Origin of the sequence: Pseudomonas sp. RIT-562, assembly GCF_026241895.1 — a bacterium.
In the GTDB taxonomy this organism is placed as follows: domain Bacteria; phylum Pseudomonadota; class Gammaproteobacteria; order Pseudomonadales; family Pseudomonadaceae; genus Aquipseudomonas; species Aquipseudomonas mandelii_F.
Window position 1 is genome coordinate 257211 of record NZ_JAPJIV010000001.1, and the last position, 17040, is coordinate 274250.

General features: G+C 60.5%; 17 protein-coding genes. 12 read left to right on the plus strand and 5 right to left on the minus strand.

Features of this window, described 5'->3' with window-relative positions; all coding sequences use genetic code 11:
- Positions 1-152 precede the first annotated feature (152 nt).
- From ORL50_RS01155 to ORL50_RS01170, 4 genes are all read left to right on the plus strand, one after another.
- Positions 153-1508 (plus strand): M16 family metallopeptidase, encoded by a 1356-nt coding sequence (locus ORL50_RS01155; RefSeq protein WP_266009366.1) that lies wholly within the window; start codon positions 153-155, stop codon positions 1506-1508.
- Entirely contained in the window at positions 1501-2991 is a 1491-nt protein-coding gene (locus tag ORL50_RS01160) for a M16 family metallopeptidase (protein WP_266009367.1), read from the plus strand. The genes ORL50_RS01155 and ORL50_RS01160 overlap by 8 nt, the downstream gene beginning before the upstream one ends.
- Positions 2991-3605: a 16S rRNA (guanine(966)-N(2))-methyltransferase RsmD gene (gene rsmD, locus ORL50_RS01165; protein WP_266009368.1), complete on the plus strand. Its 615-nt coding sequence runs from the start codon at positions 2991-2993 to the stop codon at positions 3603-3605. The genes ORL50_RS01160 and rsmD overlap by 1 nt, the downstream gene beginning before the upstream one ends.
- A gap of 62 nt (positions 3606-3667) precedes the next feature.
- Positions 3668-4705, plus strand: coding sequence for a hydrolase (locus ORL50_RS01170; protein WP_266009369.1), 1038 nt, complete (start codon positions 3668-3670; stop codon positions 4703-4705).
- A gap of 89 nt (positions 4706-4794) precedes the next feature.
- On the opposite strand, the gene ORL50_RS01180 is transcribed toward ORL50_RS01170, so the two are convergent.
- Together ORL50_RS01180 and ORL50_RS01185 are read right to left on the minus strand one after the other, a co-directional pair.
- On the minus strand, positions 4795-5649 hold the full coding sequence (locus ORL50_RS01180; protein WP_266009370.1) for a sulfurtransferase: 855 nt from the start codon (positions 5647-5649) through the stop codon (positions 4795-4797).
- A 15-nt stretch (positions 5650-5664) separates the two neighbouring features.
- Entirely contained in the window at positions 5665-6354 is a 690-nt protein-coding gene (locus tag ORL50_RS01185; RefSeq protein ID WP_266009371.1) for a TetR/AcrR family transcriptional regulator, read from the minus strand.
- Positions 6355-6503: 149 nt separating this feature from the next.
- Between ORL50_RS01185 and ORL50_RS01190 the strand changes: the two genes are divergently transcribed.
- The 5 genes from ORL50_RS01190 to ORL50_RS01210 all read left to right on the plus strand — a co-directional run bounded on the left by ORL50_RS01190 (position 6504) and on the right by ORL50_RS01210 (position 11251).
- Positions 6504-7934 carry a coniferyl aldehyde dehydrogenase gene (locus tag ORL50_RS01190; RefSeq protein WP_266009372.1) on the plus strand — a complete coding sequence of 477 codons (1431 nt, stop codon included), beginning with the start codon at positions 6504-6506 and terminating at the stop codon, positions 7932-7934.
- A gap of 25 nt (positions 7935-7959) precedes the next feature.
- On the plus strand, positions 7960-8505 hold the full coding sequence (locus ORL50_RS01195; RefSeq protein WP_266009373.1) for a twin-arginine translocation pathway signal protein: 546 nt from the start codon (positions 7960-7962) through the stop codon (positions 8503-8505).
- A 127-nt stretch (positions 8506-8632) separates the two neighbouring features.
- Positions 8633-10228 (plus strand): GMC family oxidoreductase, encoded by a 1596-nt coding sequence (locus tag ORL50_RS01200; protein WP_266009374.1) that lies wholly within the window; start codon positions 8633-8635, stop codon positions 10226-10228.
- Positions 10229-10343: 115 nt separating this feature from the next.
- On the plus strand, positions 10344-10823 hold the full coding sequence (coaD, locus tag ORL50_RS01205; protein WP_045059801.1) for a pantetheine-phosphate adenylyltransferase: 480 nt from the start codon (positions 10344-10346) through the stop codon (positions 10821-10823).
- Between the two features lie 176 nt (positions 10824-10999).
- The gene (locus ORL50_RS01210; RefSeq protein WP_028621174.1) at positions 11000-11251 is read left to right on the plus strand and encodes a YfhL family 4Fe-4S dicluster ferredoxin; all 252 of its coding nucleotides are present in this window, start codon (positions 11000-11002) and stop codon (positions 11249-11251) included.
- An 18-nt stretch (positions 11252-11269) separates the two neighbouring features.
- Here the strand turns inward: ORL50_RS01210 and ORL50_RS01215 are convergent, their stop codons facing one another.
- The 3 genes from ORL50_RS01215 to ORL50_RS01225 are packed head-to-tail and all read right to left on the minus strand — an operon-like array spanning position 11270 to position 13309.
- Positions 11270-11593: a multidrug transporter gene (locus tag ORL50_RS01215; protein ID WP_266009376.1), complete on the minus strand. Its 324-nt coding sequence runs from the start codon at positions 11591-11593 to the stop codon at positions 11270-11272.
- A 52-nt stretch (positions 11594-11645) separates the two neighbouring features.
- Positions 11646-12458 (minus strand): bifunctional DNA-formamidopyrimidine glycosylase/DNA-(apurinic or apyrimidinic site) lyase, encoded by an 813-nt coding sequence (gene mutM, locus ORL50_RS01220; protein ID WP_266009377.1) that lies wholly within the window; start codon positions 12456-12458, stop codon positions 11646-11648.
- A 35-nt stretch (positions 12459-12493) separates the two neighbouring features.
- Positions 12494-13309, minus strand: a complete 816-nt coding sequence (locus ORL50_RS01225; RefSeq protein WP_266009690.1) for an HDOD domain-containing protein — start codon at positions 13307-13309, stop codon at positions 12494-12496.
- Positions 13310-13515: 206 nt separating this feature from the next.
- Here ORL50_RS01225 and ORL50_RS01230 point away from each other — a divergent pair, with 206 nt between their 5' ends.
- The 3 genes from ORL50_RS01230 (at position 13516) to ORL50_RS01240 (ending at position 16893) form a co-directional block, all read left to right on the plus strand.
- Positions 13516-14055: a type 1 glutamine amidotransferase domain-containing protein gene (locus ORL50_RS01230; RefSeq protein ID WP_266009378.1), complete on the plus strand. Its 540-nt coding sequence runs from the start codon at positions 13516-13518 to the stop codon at positions 14053-14055.
- Positions 14056-14235: 180 nt separating this feature from the next.
- On the plus strand, positions 14236-15432 hold the full coding sequence (locus tag ORL50_RS01235; RefSeq protein ID WP_266009379.1) for a class I SAM-dependent rRNA methyltransferase: 1197 nt from the start codon (positions 14236-14238) through the stop codon (positions 15430-15432).
- A 261-nt stretch (positions 15433-15693) separates the two neighbouring features.
- A complete protein-coding gene (locus ORL50_RS01240; protein WP_266009380.1) occupies positions 15694-16893 on the plus strand; it encodes a multidrug effflux MFS transporter in 1200 nt (399 codons plus the stop codon).
- Positions 16894-17040: the final 147 nt, after the last annotated feature.

Consider the following 17040-nt stretch of genomic DNA (forward strand, 5'->3'; position numbering starts at 1 on the left):
ATAAATGTCGAATTCCCGTCGCGAACCCATACAACCTGATCAAGCACCAAGGCCTGATAGGCGTGGCCGCCGCTAAAACGGATCAGTATCCTAGCACCCTCTCGCCCGCCGACGCTAAGACCAAGCGGGCAGCCCAACAGGTTTAAAAACGAATGAATGCTCTTGCCCGCCGCGCTGCAGGCCTGCTGCTCAGCACAGTTTGTCTGCCACTCTCAGCCATGGCTGCCGATCCCCAACCCACCCACGAATTCACCCTGGATAACGGCCTCAAGGTCGTAGTGCGCGAAGACCATCGTGCGCCAGTGGTCGTTTCCCAGGTCTGGTACAAGGTCGGCTCGAGCTATGAGACCCCAGGCCAGACCGGCCTGTCCCACGCACTGGAACATATGATGTTCAAGGGCAGCGAAAAAATCGGCCCCGGTGAAGCCTCGCTGATCCTGCGCGACCTGGGCGCTGAAGAGAACGCATTCACCAGCGACGACTTCACTGCCTATTACCAGGTGCTGGCCCGGGATCGCCTGGGCGTGGCCTTCGAACTCGAAGCCGACCGCATGGCCAGCTTGCGCCTGCCACCCGACGAGTTCGCTCGCGAGATAGAAGTCATCAAGGAAGAGCGTCGCCTGCGCACTGATGACAAGCCGATGTCCAAGGCCTACGAGCGCTTCAAGGCCATGGCCTACCCGGCCAGCGGCTACCATACGCCGACCATCGGCTGGATGGCCGACCTCGACCGCATGAAGGTCGAAGAACTGCGTCACTGGTACCAATCCTGGTACGTGCCGAACAATGCCACGCTGGTGGTGGTCGGCGACGTCACCCCCGACGAGGTGAAAACCCTGGCCCAGCGCTATTTCGGGCCGATTGCCAAGCGTGACGTTCCGTCAGCGAAACAACCTCTGGAACTGGCCGAACCCGGTGAACGCAAGATCACCCTGCACGTGCAAACCCAGTTGCCGAGCCTGATGCTGGGCTTCAATGTGCCGAGCATCGCCACCGCCGACGACAAGCGCTCGGTCAACGCCTTGCGCCTGATCTCGGCGCTGCTGGACGGCGGTTACAGCGGACGTATTCCGACTCAATTGGAACGCGGGGAAGAATTGGTGTCCGGCGGCGCGTCGAGCTACGACGCCTACACCCGCGGCGACAGCCTGTTCACCTTGTCCGCGACCCCTAACACCCAGAAAAACAAAACCATCGCCCAAGCCGAGGCCGGCTTGTGGAAACTGCTCGATCAGTTGAAAACCACCGCGCCTACCGCTGAAGAACTGGAACGCGTGCGTGCTCAGGTCATCGCCGGCCTGGTCTACGAGCGCGATTCGATCACCAGCCAGGCCACCGCCATCGGCCAGTTGGAGACGGTAGGCCTGTCGTGGAAGTTGATGGACACCGAACTCGCGGACCTGGAAAGCGTGACTCCGGAAGACATCCAGAAAGCCGCCAAGCTGTATTTCACCCGCGAACGTCTCAGCGTCGCCCATGTACTGCCACAGGAGACGACTCATGAGTGAGCGTAAAAAACCGCGCCTGGCGCTGATCGGCCTTGTCGTTGTCGCCCTGATCGGCTCCGCGACTTTCTATCTGCTGCGCCCCGACGACTCGACGGCCAGCGAGGCCCTCGACAAGGCCAAGTCCAGCCAGAAGCTGCAATCCCTGGCCGAGCTCGATGGCAAGGCACCGAGCCACCGCAAGCTTGACGTGCAGACCTGGAACACCGCCGAAGGCGCCAAAGTACTGTTCGTCGAGGCTCGCGAGCTGCCGATGTTCGACCTGCGGCTGATTTTTGCCGCCGGCAGCAGCCAGGATGGCGACGCCCCCGGCCTGGCACTGCTGACCAACGCCATGCTCAACGAAGGCGTTGCAGGCAAGGACGTCGGCGCTATCGCCCAGGGTTTTGAAGGCCTGGGTGCGGACTTTGGCAATGGCGCATTCAAGGACATGGCGCTGGCTTCGCTGCGCAGCCTTAGCGCAGCGGATAAGCGCGCGCCAGCCTTGCAGCTGTTTGCTGAAGTAGTGGGTAAACCGACCTTCCCTGCCGACTCCTTCGCGCGTATCAAGAACCAGATGCTCGCCGGCTTCGAATACCAGAAACAGAACCCCGGCAAACTCGCGAGCCTGGAGTTGATGACCCGCCTGTACGGCGATCACCCGTATGCCCATTCGAGCGACGGCACGGCGAAAACCATTCCTGCGATCACCCTGGCACAACTCAAGGCCTTCCATGAGAAAGCCTATGCTGCTGGCAACGTGGTCATTGCCCTGGTGGGCGACCTGTCTCGCGCCGATGCCGAAGCGATTGCCACGCAAGTTTCCAGCGCCCTGCCGAAAGGCCCCGCGCTGCCGAAAATTGCCCAACCGGCAGAACCCAAGGCCAGCATCGGCCATATCGAGTTTCCGTCCAAACAGACCAACCTGATGCTCGCGCAGCTGGGCATCGACCGTGACGATCCGGACTATGCCGCATTGTCGATGGGCAACCAGATCCTTGGCGGTGGTGGTTTTGGCACCCGCTTGATGACCGAAGTCCGAGAGAAACGTGGCCTGGCCTATGGTGTGTACTCCGGCTTCACGCCGATGCAGGCACGCGGCCCGTTCATGATCAACCTGCAGACCCGTGCCGAAATGAGCGAAGGCACGCTGAAGCTGGTGCAGGATGTCCTCGCCGACTACCTCAAGACCGGCCCGACGCAGAAAGAACTCGACGACGCCAAGCGCGAACTGGCCGGCAGTTTTCCACTGTCCACCGCCAGTAATGCCGATATAGTCGGCCAACTGGGCGCCATGGGGTTCTACAACCTGCCGCTGAGTTACCTGGACGACTTCATGCGCCAGTCGCAAAGCCTGACCACCGAGCAGGTCAAGGCCGCATTGAACAAACACCTGAGCACGGACAAAATGGTCATCGTCAGCGCTGGCCCGACCGTGCCGCAAAAGCCGTTACCGGCCCCTACTGATAAACCTGCCGAGCAACCGCTCGGGGTTCCGGAGCATTAATGGCCAGTTCTCGCCCTAAAAAACCTGTTCACAACGTGCATAACGGCGTGAATCAATTGCGCATCATCGGCGGCGAATGGGGCAGCCGAAAGCTGAGCTTCCCCGATGCACCAGGCTTGCGCCCGACGCCGGACCGGGTGCGCGAAACCCTGTTCAACTGGCTCGCGCCTTATGTCGCCGGGGCCAAAGTATTCGACCCCTTCGCGGGTAGCGGCGCGCTGTTTCTTGAAGCATTGTCCCGTGGCGCAGCAATGGGCCAGGCGCTGGACGCCAGCAATATTGCGGTATCGAGCATCAAGGAGCACCTGGGCACGTTGCGCTGCACCTCCGGGCAAATCCAGACAGCCGACGCCTTGCGCTACCTGGAAACCCAGACTGCCGTCGCCTACGACCTAGTGTTTCTCGACCCGCCGTTCAACCAGAACTTGTTGCCGAGCGTTTGCACTCTGCTTGAAGAGCGCCAGTGGCTGGCGGATGAGGCCTGGATCTATACCGAGAGCGAAAACGCACCATCAAGCCTTGGCTTGCCCGGCAACTGGCGCCTGCATCGGGAGCAGAAATCCGGGCGGGTGTATTACGCATTGTGGCAACGTATGGCAGTGATCGCCGGTTAATCGACCCGCCTGAAAAAGGTGCCTGCCGCAATGAGGCAAGCACCGCTGCATCGAGAGTAATCGTGCCCCCTTCGCCAGAACGCTTCATCCCCGCCTTCGGCCTTGGCAACCCGCACCTGCAAACGTTGTGGGGACCGCTGTGGCGCAAAACCACCCATATCGAACGCGAGCGCGAGCGCCTGTGGCTTGATGACGGTGACTTTCTTGACCTCGACTGGCATGGCCCGCACAGCGCCAACGCACCTTTGGTGCTGGTACTGCACGGGCTGACGGGGTCATCAAATTCACCCTATGTCGCTGGCGTGCAAAAGGCGCTGGCGGCCCAAGGCTGGGCCAGCGTTGCGCTGAACTGGCGCGGCTGCTCAGGGGAACCCAATCTGCTGCCTCGCAGCTACCATTCCGGCGCCAGTGAAGACCTGGCCGAAGCCCTTAAACATCTGAAGGCCAAGCGACCGCTGGCGCCGATGTACGCGGTCGGATATTCCCTGGGCGGCAACGTGCTATTGAAATACCTGGGGGAAACCGGCGATGACAGCGGGTTGCAGGGGGCGGTGGCGGTCTCGGTGCCTTTTCGCCTGGACCAATGCGCCGACCGCATCGGCCAGGGATTTTCAAAGGTCTATCAGGTGCATTTCATGCGTGAGATGGTCGCTTACATCAAAAACAAGCAGCGCCAGTTTCAGCACGACGGACGCGAGGATGGACTGGCGTCCCTGGCGGCCCTTGGCTCGTTGGAGAACATGCGCACGTTCTGGGATTTCGATGGCCGGGTGACTGCACCGCTGCATGGCTACGCCGATGCCGAGGATTACTATCGCCGCGCTTCGAGCCGTTATTTCCTGGGGGCAATTCGCACACCGACGCTGATGATCCAGGCGGCGGACGATCCGTTTGTCTTTCCGCACAGCCTGCCACAGGCCGACGAGTTAGCTGAGTGCATCCAGTTCGAATTACATGCCAGAGGTGGGCATGTGGGTTTTGTCGATGGTTCGATCAGGCAGCCGGGGTATTACCTGGAGCGGCGAATCCCAGCCTGGCTGGCAGAATTTGACCAAGTCCTCTGTAGGAGCGAGCCTGCTCGCGATGATCGTCAACGATAACGCGGAGATCCTGACACCCTGCGGCGCGCTCAGGTTTTTCGCGAGGAGGCTCGCTCCTACAGGGACCGGTACACGTACGGGTTTTGCGTTTATTCGCCCGTGGCGACGCCCCGAGCAGGATCATTGATCCACTCGCTCCACGACCCGGCATACAGCGCCCCCAGCGGATAACCCGCCAGGCACAGGGCAAATAGGTTGTGGCACGCGGTCACGCCGGAACCGCAATACGCCACCAACTCTGTCGGCGAACGGCCTGCCAGCTTATCGGCAAAGCGCTGCTTGAGTTGATCCGCCGGCAGAAACCGCCCATCACCGCCGAGGTTATCGCTAAACGCCGCGCACTGGGCTCCGGGAATGTGTCCGGCCACCGGATCGATCGGCTCCACTTCACCCTTGAAGCGCGGCAAGGCACGGGCATCGAGCAAGGTCATCGCCGGCTGATCAAGGCGCTCCCGCAGTTGTTCAGAGCTCAACACCAACGCGCAGTCCGGCTGACCGCTGAAGGTGCCACGCTCTTTACCAGGAGCATCCAGGCTCAAAGGCAGCCCGGCGGCATGCCAAGCCTTGAGTCCGCCATCAAGGATGAACACGCCATCACGCTTGCCCAGCCATGCCAGCAACCACCAGGCGCGCGCCGCGAACGCCCCGGGGCCGTCGTCGTACAGAACCACTTCGCTGTCGGCGTTGACGCCCCAGGCCTGCAGGCGCTCGATCAGGTCGTCCGGATTTGGCAACGGATGTCGACCGGTTACGCCCCTGACGACCGCCCCGCTCAAGTCCCGCTCCAGGTCGGCGAAACTCGACCCGGCAATATGGCCTTCCGAGTAACTGCGCTGGCCGTAGTCCGCATCCTCCAGGGCAAAACGACAATCCAGGATCACCAGCCCCGGCTGCTCCTTTTTCAGGTCCAACGCTTGCGGGCTGATCAACTGCGCAATAGGCATAACGGGCTCCCGTGATTAAAGCGGTTCTGAATCCTCATGCGCTTCTTCAAGCGCCTGACCCAGTGGCACATAAAATTCTTCGTACAGCGCATTGACCGCATCACGCGCCTGATCCGTGACGAACCCGGCCTCCAGCACCAGTACCTGGTACACCCCGCGCTTGATGGCCTGTTCACTCAAGTGATTGGAGTTTTCCCGCGTGGTGCACAGAAAGCGCACCCAGGAAGTCAGGATAATCCAGGCGTTGAGGGTCAGGGACTCGATCTGCACCTTGTCCATGCGCAGGATCCCGGCCTCGACGAAGCCGGCGTAGATGTGAGTGCCATGAATCAGGCAGCGCTGGGAAAAGCGTCGGTAGCGCCCGGCCAACTCCGGATCGCTGTCGAGCAGATGCTCAAGGTCGCGATGCAGGAATCGATAGCGCCACATGGCTGCCAGCAGTTCCTTGAGGTAGAAACGCTTGTCTTCAACCGTGGAGGCACGCCCCTGGGGCGGGCGCAGGAAGCTGTCCACCAGGCTTTCGTACTCACTGAACAGCACGGCGATAATCGCCTGCTTGTTAGGGAAGTGGTAGTACAGGTTGCCCGGAGAAATCTCCATGTGGGCGGCAATGTGGTTGGTGCTGATGCTGCGTTCGCCTTGCTGGTTGAACAGCTCCAGGCTGTTCTGCACGATGCGCTCGCTGGTTTTTATTCGAGGGGCCATGGCTTGAGCTTTAATTCAGGAATGCGAAGAAGAGCATCTTACGGCCTATCCGTAACCGGATAAAACAAAGCTGCACCAGGATGCCAGTTGACTTTATAGAGCATAGACTCTAGAAAGTGTTTCAGTAAAATAAAAATCCGGAGCTGACCATGACCGCTGACATCGCCTATCTGCAAAATTTGCAGCAGCCGTTGGACGAACTACGCAGCCTGTTTGATGCGCAACGCGCCGCGTACGCGACCAACCCGATGCCACCGGCGGCTCAGCGCCAGCAATGGCTGAAAGCACTAAGGGACCTGCTCAGCTCTGAGCGCCAGGCCCTGATCGAAGCCATCAGCCAGGATTTCAGTCACCGCAGCGCCGATGAAACCCTGCTCGCCGAACTGATGCCCAGCCTGCATGGCATACATTACGCCAGCCAGCACTTGAAAAAATGGATGAAACCCTCGCGGCGCAAGGTGGGAGTCGCCTTCCAGCCAGCCTCGGCCAAAGTCGTGTACCAGCCAGTGGGCGTGGTCGGCGTGATCGTGCCATGGAATTATCCGCTGTACCTGGCGATCGGGCCGTTGGTAGGCGCGCTCTCAGCGGGAAACCGAGTGATGCTCAAGCTCAGCGAATCCACCCCGGCCACCGGATTACTGCTCAAGGACCTGCTGGGACGAATCTTTCCCCAGGATCTGGTCTGCGTCGTGCTCGGTGAAGCCGATATCGGCGTGGCCTTTTCCCAATTGCGTTTTGACCACCTGCTGTTTACCGGCGCCACCAGCATCGGCAAGCACGTGATGCGCGCGGCGGCGCAGAACCTGACCCCGGTAACCCTGGAGCTTGGCGGCAAATCCCCCGCTATCGTGTCCCACGACGTGCCGCTCAAGGATGCCGCCGAGCGCATCGCCTTCGGCAAGACCCTCAACGCCGGGCAAACCTGCGTGGCGCCGGACTACGTGCTGGTGCCGCAAGACCGTGTAGCAGGCTTCGTGGAAGCTTATCGCCAGGCCGTTCGCGGGTTCTACCCGACGCTGGTGGACAATCCGGACTACACCGCCATCATCAATGACCGACAACTGGCGCGTCTCAACGGCTACATCAGCGACGCCACCAGCAAGGGCGCATTGCTCATTCCGCTGTTCGAGCAGGGCCAGGGTCGCCGCATGGGCCATAGCCTGCTGCTCAACGTCAGTGATGACATGACTGTGATGCAGGACGAAATCTTCGGCCCGGTGCTGCCGATCGTGCCCTACACCGATCTTGATCAGGCATTTGCCTACATCAATCAGCGCCCCCGCCCGCTCGCCCTGTATTACTTCGGCTACAACAAGCGCGAACAGGATCGAGTGCTTCACGAAACCCACTCCGGCGGTGTTTGCCTCAATGACACCTTGCTGCACGTAGCTCAGGACGACATGCCATTTGGCGGCATCGGCGCATCGGGCATGGGTCATTACCACGGCCACGAGGGATTTCTGACGTTCAGTAAAGCCAAGGGGGTATTGATCAAGCAGCGTTTCAACGCGGCGAGGCTGATCTACCCGCCTTATGGCAAAGCCATTCAAAAGCTGATTCAGAAACTGTTCATTCGCTAATCAACATCGCCGGGTAATAACAATAATGACCCCCAGCCTGTCCGATACACCCGCACTGTCACGCCGTGGCCTGCTGAAATTCAGCCTGGGCGCGACTGCCTTCCTTGCCACCGCCGGATTGGGCGCCAGTCTCAGTGGCTGCTCCTCAAGTACCCCGGCCAGCGGTTTCGCGATCCTGCGTCGGGGTGACCTGCTGTTTTTGCGCGCACTGATTCCAGTGCTGCTCGATGGCGCGGTACCTGCCGAGAAGATGTCGCACGCCGTCGATAGCACGTTGGCAAATCTGGATAACGGCCTGAATCACTTGTCGCCGGAGATGCTCAAGCTGACGCAGCAGTTGTTTGACGTGCTGGGCCTGACCGTCACTCGCGGACCGCTAACCGGGGTCTGGGGCAGTTGGGAAAATGCCAGCGCCGATGAAATCCGACAGTTCCTCGACCGCTGGGAAAACAGCTCGCTGGATTTGTTGCGCATGGGCCATAGCTCATTGCTGCAGCTGGTGATGATGGCCTGGTATAGCCGCCAGGAATCCTGGGTGCATTGCGGGTATCCGGGGCCGCCTGCTGTTTGAGACCGAGTCGAGCCCATCGCGAGCAGGCTCACTCCTACATGTATCGCGTAATCCTGTGGGAGCGGGCTTGCCCGCAACGGCATCAGCCGCTTCACCACACAACCAAAACAATAACGAGAACCCGAACATGCCCGTACCCGATCCGTTCCGAGAAGGCCTGGCCCGCGGCTGGAAGACCTATAACGGTTCGCAACTGACCGAGGACCTGACCCTCGAGGCCGACGTGGCAATCATCGGCAGCGGTGCCGGTGGCGGCACGACGGCAGAAATCCTCAGCGCCGCCGGGTACAAGGTGCTGCTGATCGAGGAAGGCCCGCTCAAGACCAGCAGCGACTTCAAGATGCTCGAAGACCAGGCCTACACCAGCCTGTATCAGGAGGGCATCGGTCGCATGAGCAAGGACGGCGCCATCACCATCCTGCAAGGGCGCGCAGTCGGCGGCACCACGCTGATCAACTGGACATCGAGCTTCCGCACCCCAACCCCGACGCTCGAACACTGGGCACGGGAACATGACGTCAAAGGCCACAGCCCCACCGACATGGCACCCTGGTTCGAGAAAATGGAGCAGCGCCTGGGAGTCGCCCCGTGGATGGTACCGCCTAACGCGAATAACGACGTGATCCGCAAAGGCTGCGAAAAACTGGGCTACAGCTGGCATGTGATTCCGCGCAACGTCCGCGGCTGCTGGAACCTGGGTTACTGCGGCATGGGCTGCCCGACCAATGCCAAGCAATCGATGTTGGTGACCACCATTCCTGCGACCCTGGAAAAAGGCGGTGAATTACTTTATCTGGCTCGCGCTGAAAAGCTCTCGATCAAGGACGGCAAAGTCACCGGCCTGAATTGCGTCGCCATGGACGAGCGCTGCGTTGCGCCAACGGGCAGGACTGTCACGGTAAAAGCGCGGCATTACGTACTGGCCGGCGGCGGAATCAATAGCCCGGCGCTGCTGCTGCGCTCCGCTACCCCCGACCCGCACAAACGCTTGGGCAAACGCACGTTCCTGCATCTGGTGAACATGTCCGCAGGCTTGTTCGATGAAGTGATCAACCCGTTCTATGGCGCCCCCCAATCGATTTATTCCGATCACTTCCAGTGGCAGGACGGCACCAGCGGCAAGATGTCCTACAAACTGGAAGTGCCGCCGCTACACCCGGCGCTCGCCACGACCCTGCTTGGCGGCTTCGGTGAGGAAAATGCCCGGCACATGGAAAATTTGCCGCACACCCACGCCATGCTGGCGCTGCTGCGTGACGGTTTCCATCCGGACAGCCCCGGTGGCAGCGTCGAATTGCGCGGTGATGACACGCCGGTCCTCGACTACCCGGTGTCCGCCTATGCCTGGGACGGCCTGCGCCGGGCGTTCCACAGCATGGCCGAAATCCAGTTTGCCGGCGGCGCCAAGGCGGTGATGCCAATGCACGCCGATGCTCGATACGTCAAAACCCTGGCCGAAGCGCGCACTTTGATCGACGGTTTGAGCCTGGAGCTGTACCGCACCCGCCTGGGCAGCGCCCATGTGATGGGGGGTTGCGCCATGGGCGAAGATCCGAAAAACGCCGTGACCGACAGCCTCGGCCGTCATCACCAGATCAGTAATCTGTCGATCCACGATGGCTCGCTGTTCCCTACCAGCATTGGCGCAAACCCGCAGTTGTCGGTGTACGGACTAACCGCGCAATTGGCCACGGCGCTTGCCGAACGTTTAAAAAATCGGTGAAAACGAGGAATATTCCCATCGTCTATAGTGCTTTCTTACCCAACAGGCGACTTGGCCGACCGGGAAGGCTGCGATACCATCCGACTCCCCAACGGACTCCCGCCAGGACGACGCGATGAACCGAGTGTTGTACCCAGGTACCTTCGACCCTATTACCAAGGGCCATGGCGATCTGGTCGAACGCGCCTCGCGCCTGTTCGATCACGTGATCATTGCCGTCGCCGCCAGCCCGAAGAAAAACCCTTTGTTTCCCCTGGAACAACGGGTGGAGCTGGCTCGCGAGGTCACCAAACACCTGCCGAACGTGGAAGTGGTCGGTTTCTCGACGCTGTTGGCGCATTTCGCCAAAGAGAAAAACGCCAATGTGTTTCTCCGTGGTTTGCGCGCAGTGTCGGACTTCGAATACGAATTTCAGCTGGCCAACATGAACCGTCAGCTGGCACCGGATGTGGAGAGTCTGTTTCTCACCCCGTCGGAGCGCTATTCGTTCATCTCCTCGACGCTGGTCCGTGAAATTGCGGCCTTGGGCGGCGATATCACCAAGTTCGTGCACCCTGCGGTGGCGGACGCCCTGACCGAACGCTTCAAGAAATAACGCAGACTGTTGCAGCCGGCTTGCTGGCGATGCACGTTAACGATGACGCGGGGCTGTCTGGATAAACCCGGCGCTCTCCCGTCCATCGCCAGCAAGCTGGCTCCTGCAGCTCCAATGCGGCACAATTGCGCGCATTGGTTTATAACGCCCGGGTTTCCACCCTGGCTGGAGTTAGCATGTCCCTGATCATCACCGACGATTGCATCAACTGCGACGTCTGCGAACCCGAGTGCCCGAACGCCGCCATCTCCCAAGGCGAAGAGATCTATGTGATCGACCCCAACCTGTGCACGCAGTGCGTCGGCCACTACGACGAACCGCAGTGCCAGCAGGTTTGCCCGGTGGATTGCATTCCGCTGGATGAGGCGCATCCGGAGACTGAAGAGCAGCTGATGGCGAAGTATCGGGTGATCACCGGTAAGGTCTGATCGCTGGTGTGGCTGCCTTCACTCCCGCTGCTCAAACCCCTCCCCGATACACCCCAGACACCGCACAAACGCCGCCTTCGCCGGATCCACCACCAGCGCCTGCCCCGCATCCCCAATGCCGCCACCCAGCGCGGTAAACGGCAGCGAGACCACAAACGCCCCGGCACCGATCACTGTCACCACCACCAGCAAGGGTCGGGCGATCAGCAGGTCGCCGAGCATGGCGTAGGCTGGGGGATTCTGGATGGTGTAGCGCGGGTCGCCGCTGCCATTGCTGGCAGCCAATACCGGCGCAGCGAGGCTCAACAGCAACACGACGACAAGGGTTCGAAACGAATTCATGGCACGGTCCTTCGGCTGGGCAGTGAACACTGACTATAGCCTGTTGGACCTGTCAGCTTTGGCAACGAGGGCAAAAGACGCTGGCGCGCTGACCCAGCTTCACTTCCCGCAAGCCGGTCCCACAGACCTTGCAGTGCTCGCCACCGCGACCATAAACGAACAATTCCTGCTGGAAATAGCCAGGCTGACCGTCGCCGCCGATGAAGTCGCGCAAGGTGGTGCCGCCGCGCTCGATCGCATGGATCAGGATGCGCTTGATTTCGATTGCCAGTTTTAAATACCGGGCGCGGGAAATGCTCTTGGCCTCGCGGCGCGGGTCGATGCCTGCGGCGAACAGCGCTTCGGTCGCGTAGATATTGCCCACGCCTACCACGACCGCGTTATCCATGATGAACGGCTTGACCGCCATGGAGCGCCCGCGGGACTGCTGAAACAGGCGCTCGCCGTCAAACAGCTCGGTCAACGGCTCCGGCCCGAGGCGTATCAACAGCTCGTGATTGAGTGGGTCAAGGCTCCAGAGCATTGCGCCGAACCGGCGAGGGTCGGTGTAGCGCAGGGCCAGGCCTGACTCCAGCTCGATGTCCACGTGCTCATGCTTGGCCGCCGGAGTGCCGATCTCCACCAGGCGCAAATTGCCGGACATGCCCAGATGGCTGATCAGGGTGCCGACTTCGGCATTGATCAGCAGGTACTTGGCGCGCCGCTCCACCAGCACGATGCGCTGCCCGGACAGCCGCACGTCGAGGTCTTCGGGTATCGGCCAGCGCAGGCGTCGATCACGCACAATCACCCGACTGACGCGCTGGCCTTCAAGGTGTGGCGCGATCCCGCGGCGAGTTGTTTCGACTTCTGGCAGTTCAGGCATGGCGCACTCTAATCAGGACTGGATCAGGTCAACACTCAGCGATGATTGCCAAGGTCGCGAATCGTTTGCTTGAGGGTCTCGAAGTCGTAGTCCGAGAGGCCGACATAATCGAGCACCAGATGGCTGATGCTGTTCCACTCGTGGTCGATTTTCTGGTTGCCCAGCACCCGATAGGACGCGCAGATATGCTCGGCCATCTTCAGGATCGCCAGCAGGTTTTTCAACTGGCTGTTACGTGACGATTCATCACTGAAGATCGCCAGGGCATTGTGATGGTTGGCGATCGCATGGGACACGTGCTCCGGCAGGCGCCAGGATTTGGCCGTGTAGTAACCGACCACCGCGTGGTTGGTGTTGAACCGGCTGTTTTCCGTATCAACCACCCGACATTCCGCGCTGGCGTTGGCGTAAGCCTGCTCCAGCACACTCATGTAGTCGGGAAAACGCTGCAGCATCAGCGGCACGCCGCAGTCGTGAAACAGCCCCAGGGCGTAGGCTTCGTCACCGGCCTGACCACCGAGGCGCTTGGCCAGGGTGAGGCAGGTCATGGCCACATCCTGGGCGGTGTCCCAGAATCGATTCAGGGTGACGATGGTGTCGTCGTTCATCTCGCCCTTGATCGACATCGCGTTGATCAGGTTGATCACCGAACGGCTACCCAACAGATTCACCGCGCGCTGGATCGAGGCGATCTTGTTGCTCAAGCCGTAGTATGGCGAATTGACGATCTTCAACAGCGAACCGGACAGGCCGGGGTCCTGGGAGATCAGCTTGGCGATCACCTCCAGGTCCGGGTCCGGCATGTACTGCTCCATCTGCAAATCCACCATGATCTGCGGCTGGGCCGGCACGCTAATGCCTTGCAGGGTCTGTTGAATCTGTTCGGTGGTCAGCTCTTGGGACATAAGTACACGCTCTGGGACAGGCGGCGATTCTAACCTTTATGAAGTTGGATCCGACACACCAGCGGGCACATCGGAGGAACTTTCATCCACGCCCAGGCTTCGGACTGAGTAACGCCCAAGGGCAAACACTTACTCATTCAGGAGCAGCCATCATGGCCAATTCCCTCAGCGGCAAGCGCGTCGCGATTCTTGTAACCGATGGTTTTGAACAGGTCGAACTCACCGGTCCGAAACAGGCTTTGGAAGAAGCCGGTGCCCGGGTCGATATCCTCTCGGCCGAGGAAGGTCAGGTCAAAGGCTGGAATCACGACAAGCCGGCTGATGACTTCCAGGTTGACGGTACCTTCAAGGGCGCCAGCGTCGACCACTACGACGCCATCGTCCTGCCCGGCGGCGTGCAGAACTCCGACACCATCCGTATCGATCAGGACGCCCAGCACCTGGTGAAAACCGGCACCTCGGCCGGCAAGCCGATCGCCGTGATCTGCCATGGCGCCTGGCTGTTGGTGTCTGCCGGACTGGTCAACGGCAAGACCTTGACCAGCTTCAAGACGCTCAGGGACGATCTGGTGAACGCCGGAGCCAATTGGGTGGACAAGGAAGTGGTGACGGACGGCAACCTGATCAGCAGCCGCCAGCCGGATGATATTCCGGCGTTTAACCGCGAGTTGATTGCCGCGCTTTCTGAATAAGATTCAAAACCGCCTTCGCGAGCAAGCCCGCTCCCACATTTGAACGCGTTCTATCTGGAAGATCGCAGACCAATGTGGGAGCGGGCTTGCTCGCGAAGAGGCCATCAGCGTTTCATCGCTCTCAAGCCCGCCGCCCCCCCCAACACGCTATACTCCCGCTCTTTTTTCCGGAGCGACGTCATGTCCCTGCCTAGCCTGCGCCTCAAAGCCAACGCCGACCGTCGCCTGCGAAACGGCCACCTGTGGGTCTACAGCAACGAAATCGATGTAGCCGCCACCCCTCTGCAGGGCTTCCAGGCCGGCGATCAGGCAATCCTCGAAGCCGCCGGTGGCAAAACCCTGGGCATCGTTGCCATGAGCCCGAACAACCTGATCTGCGCCCGCCTGCTGTCGCGCGACATCAAGTTGCCGCTGGACAAGTCGCTGCTGGTGCACCGTATCAACGTTGCCCTGTCCCTGCGCGATCGCCTGTTCGACAAGCCGTTCTACCGCCTGGTATACGGCGATTCCGACCTGTTGCCAGGCCTGGTAGTCGACCGTTTCGGCGACATCCTGGTGGTGCAGATCGCCTCGGCGACCATGGAGGCCCACAAGGAAGACGTGATCGCCGCGTTGACTCAAGTGCTCAAGCCAAGCGGCATTCTGTTCAAGAACGACTCCGCCGCTCGTGACGCCGAAGGCCTCAACCGCTACGTCGAAACCGTGTTCGGCCTGGTGCCGGAGTGGGTCGCGCTGGAAGAGAACGGCGTGAAGTTCGAAGCGCCGGTCATCCAGGGCCAGAAAACCGGCTGGTTCTACGACCACCGCATGAACCGCGCACGCCTGGCGCCTTACGCCAAGGGCAAACGCGTCCTCGACCTGTACAGCTACATCGGCGGCTGGGGTGTGCAGGCGGCTGCTTTCGGCGCCAGTGAAGTCTTCTGCGTCGACGCTTCGGCCTTCGCCCTCGACGGAGTCGAGCGCAACGCTGCCCTGAACGGCTTCGCCGAGAAAATGACCTGCCTCGAAGGCGATGTGTTTGATGCCCTGAAGGAGCTCAAAGCCAGCGAAGAACGTTTCGACGTGATCGTCGCCGACCCGCCGGCGTTCATCAAACGCAAGAAAGACATGAAAAACGGCGAAGGCGCCTACCGTCGCCTGAACGAGCAAGCCATGCGCCTGCTCACCAAGGACGGCATCCTGATCAGCGCCTCGTGCTCGATGCACCTGCCGGAAGACGACCTGCAGAACATCCTGCTGACCAGCGCCCGCCACCTGGACCGCAACATCCAGATGCTGGAACGCGGCGGCCAAGGCCCGGATCACCCGGTGCACCCGGCGATTGCTGAAACGCGTTACATCAAGAGCATTACTTGCCGGTTGCTGCCGAATAGCTAATCGCTGAAAGCGGGGTCGCTGCGCAACCCAACGCAGGCTGCGCCAGCTGCTACATGAAGCACCACAACCCATGTAGCAGCTGCCGAAGGCTGCGTCCGGCTGCGAAGCAGTCGCCATCAAGGTGCATGCCGATCCCCCTGGTTGAGGGAGCGAGTCAATCGCTTGCGCAACAGCTTCACAAAAGCCTCACACCTTCTGCATTGACTTCCACTATCAGCAAGTCAACTCTCGACCACCCCTCACGGACCGAGAGCGTTGTTGATGAACCCTTCCACGCACATTTCAAACAAATCCTCGCTCATCCTGCTGTTGATGAGCATGACGCTCCTGGGTGTTTTCCCCCTGGACGTCGTACTCCCGTCCTTTCCCGCGCTCTCTGACCACTTCAAGACCTCAGCCTCCGACATTGCCCTTTCTGTCAGCCTGTTCGCCATTGGCCTGGCGTTATCCGTGGTGCTTGTCGGACCACTGTCGGATCTGTGGGGGCGCAGGAAGCTTTTATTGACCGGTATTGTGATCTCGATAATCGGTGCAGCAGGTTGCCTGGTTTCCAGCGATTACAGCTGGTTCCTGCTGTTTCGCGTCGTCCAGGCCGTGGGTTGCGGATCCTTTGTGCTCTCCCAGGCGCTGATCCAGGACCTGTTCGTCGGCAAGGAACAGGAGCGGATGAGGATCTGGATGACCACCGGCGGTGGGGTTTTCATATCCATCTCGCCGCTGCTCGGCACCTGGCTGCAATTGCACCTGGGCTGGGAAGGCAGCTTCTATGTTTTTATCGCGCTGGCCGCCATGGTCTGGATAAAAGCAGGCGTCTTGCTCAAGCACACTCCACGCATTCGCACTGCGTCGCCCGGGCGCTTTTTCAGTGCCTATGGGCGGCTGTGTTCCGATGGACGCTTCATGGGTTATTGGCTCATTTCGGGCCTGGCCTTCGCCTGCCATTTTTCATTCATCGTCATTTCACCCATCATTTTCATGGAACGCTTGGCCCTCTCGCCTTACGAATTTGCCTGGGCCCTGTTGTTGTATGGCGTGGCTTATGTGGTAGGCGGAATAATCGCCAGTGCCCTGCATCGGCGCCTGCAGGCCACGACACAGATCATTGTCGGCCTGGGCCTGATCGCCCTGTCAGGGGTGGTCATGTTGTGGCTGTCGAATCAGTTCGGGCTCACGGCTGCGGCGGTGCTGATACCGATGTTGATCTGCACGGCCGGGACTACCATCGCCAGGCCTATTGCCAACTCCAAAGCCATGACCCTTCATCCCGAAGATGCGGGCACGTCCTCTTCGGTCGGCGGCGTAATGATCTTCATGTGCGGCGGCGTGATCAGCGTGGTGATCAATCTCGCGTCCGAGGACCTGACCAGAGCCCTCTCCTTGTGTTTCTTGAGCCTGAGTGCCGTAGGTCTCGGTTTGAATGCGCTGATCGCGCGGCGCAATGTAGCCCTGAAAGTGAGCTGATACACGCCGGTCGTCATTCAACACGCCCCGTGAGCGCTGGATCAGCCGCTCACCGGCATTCCCTCTCGCCGCCAGCCGTGTAGAATCGCCTCATTCATCGCCAGTCATCCCCCGGCGGGTTTATGAGCTCAAGCTGAAGCGCGCGGC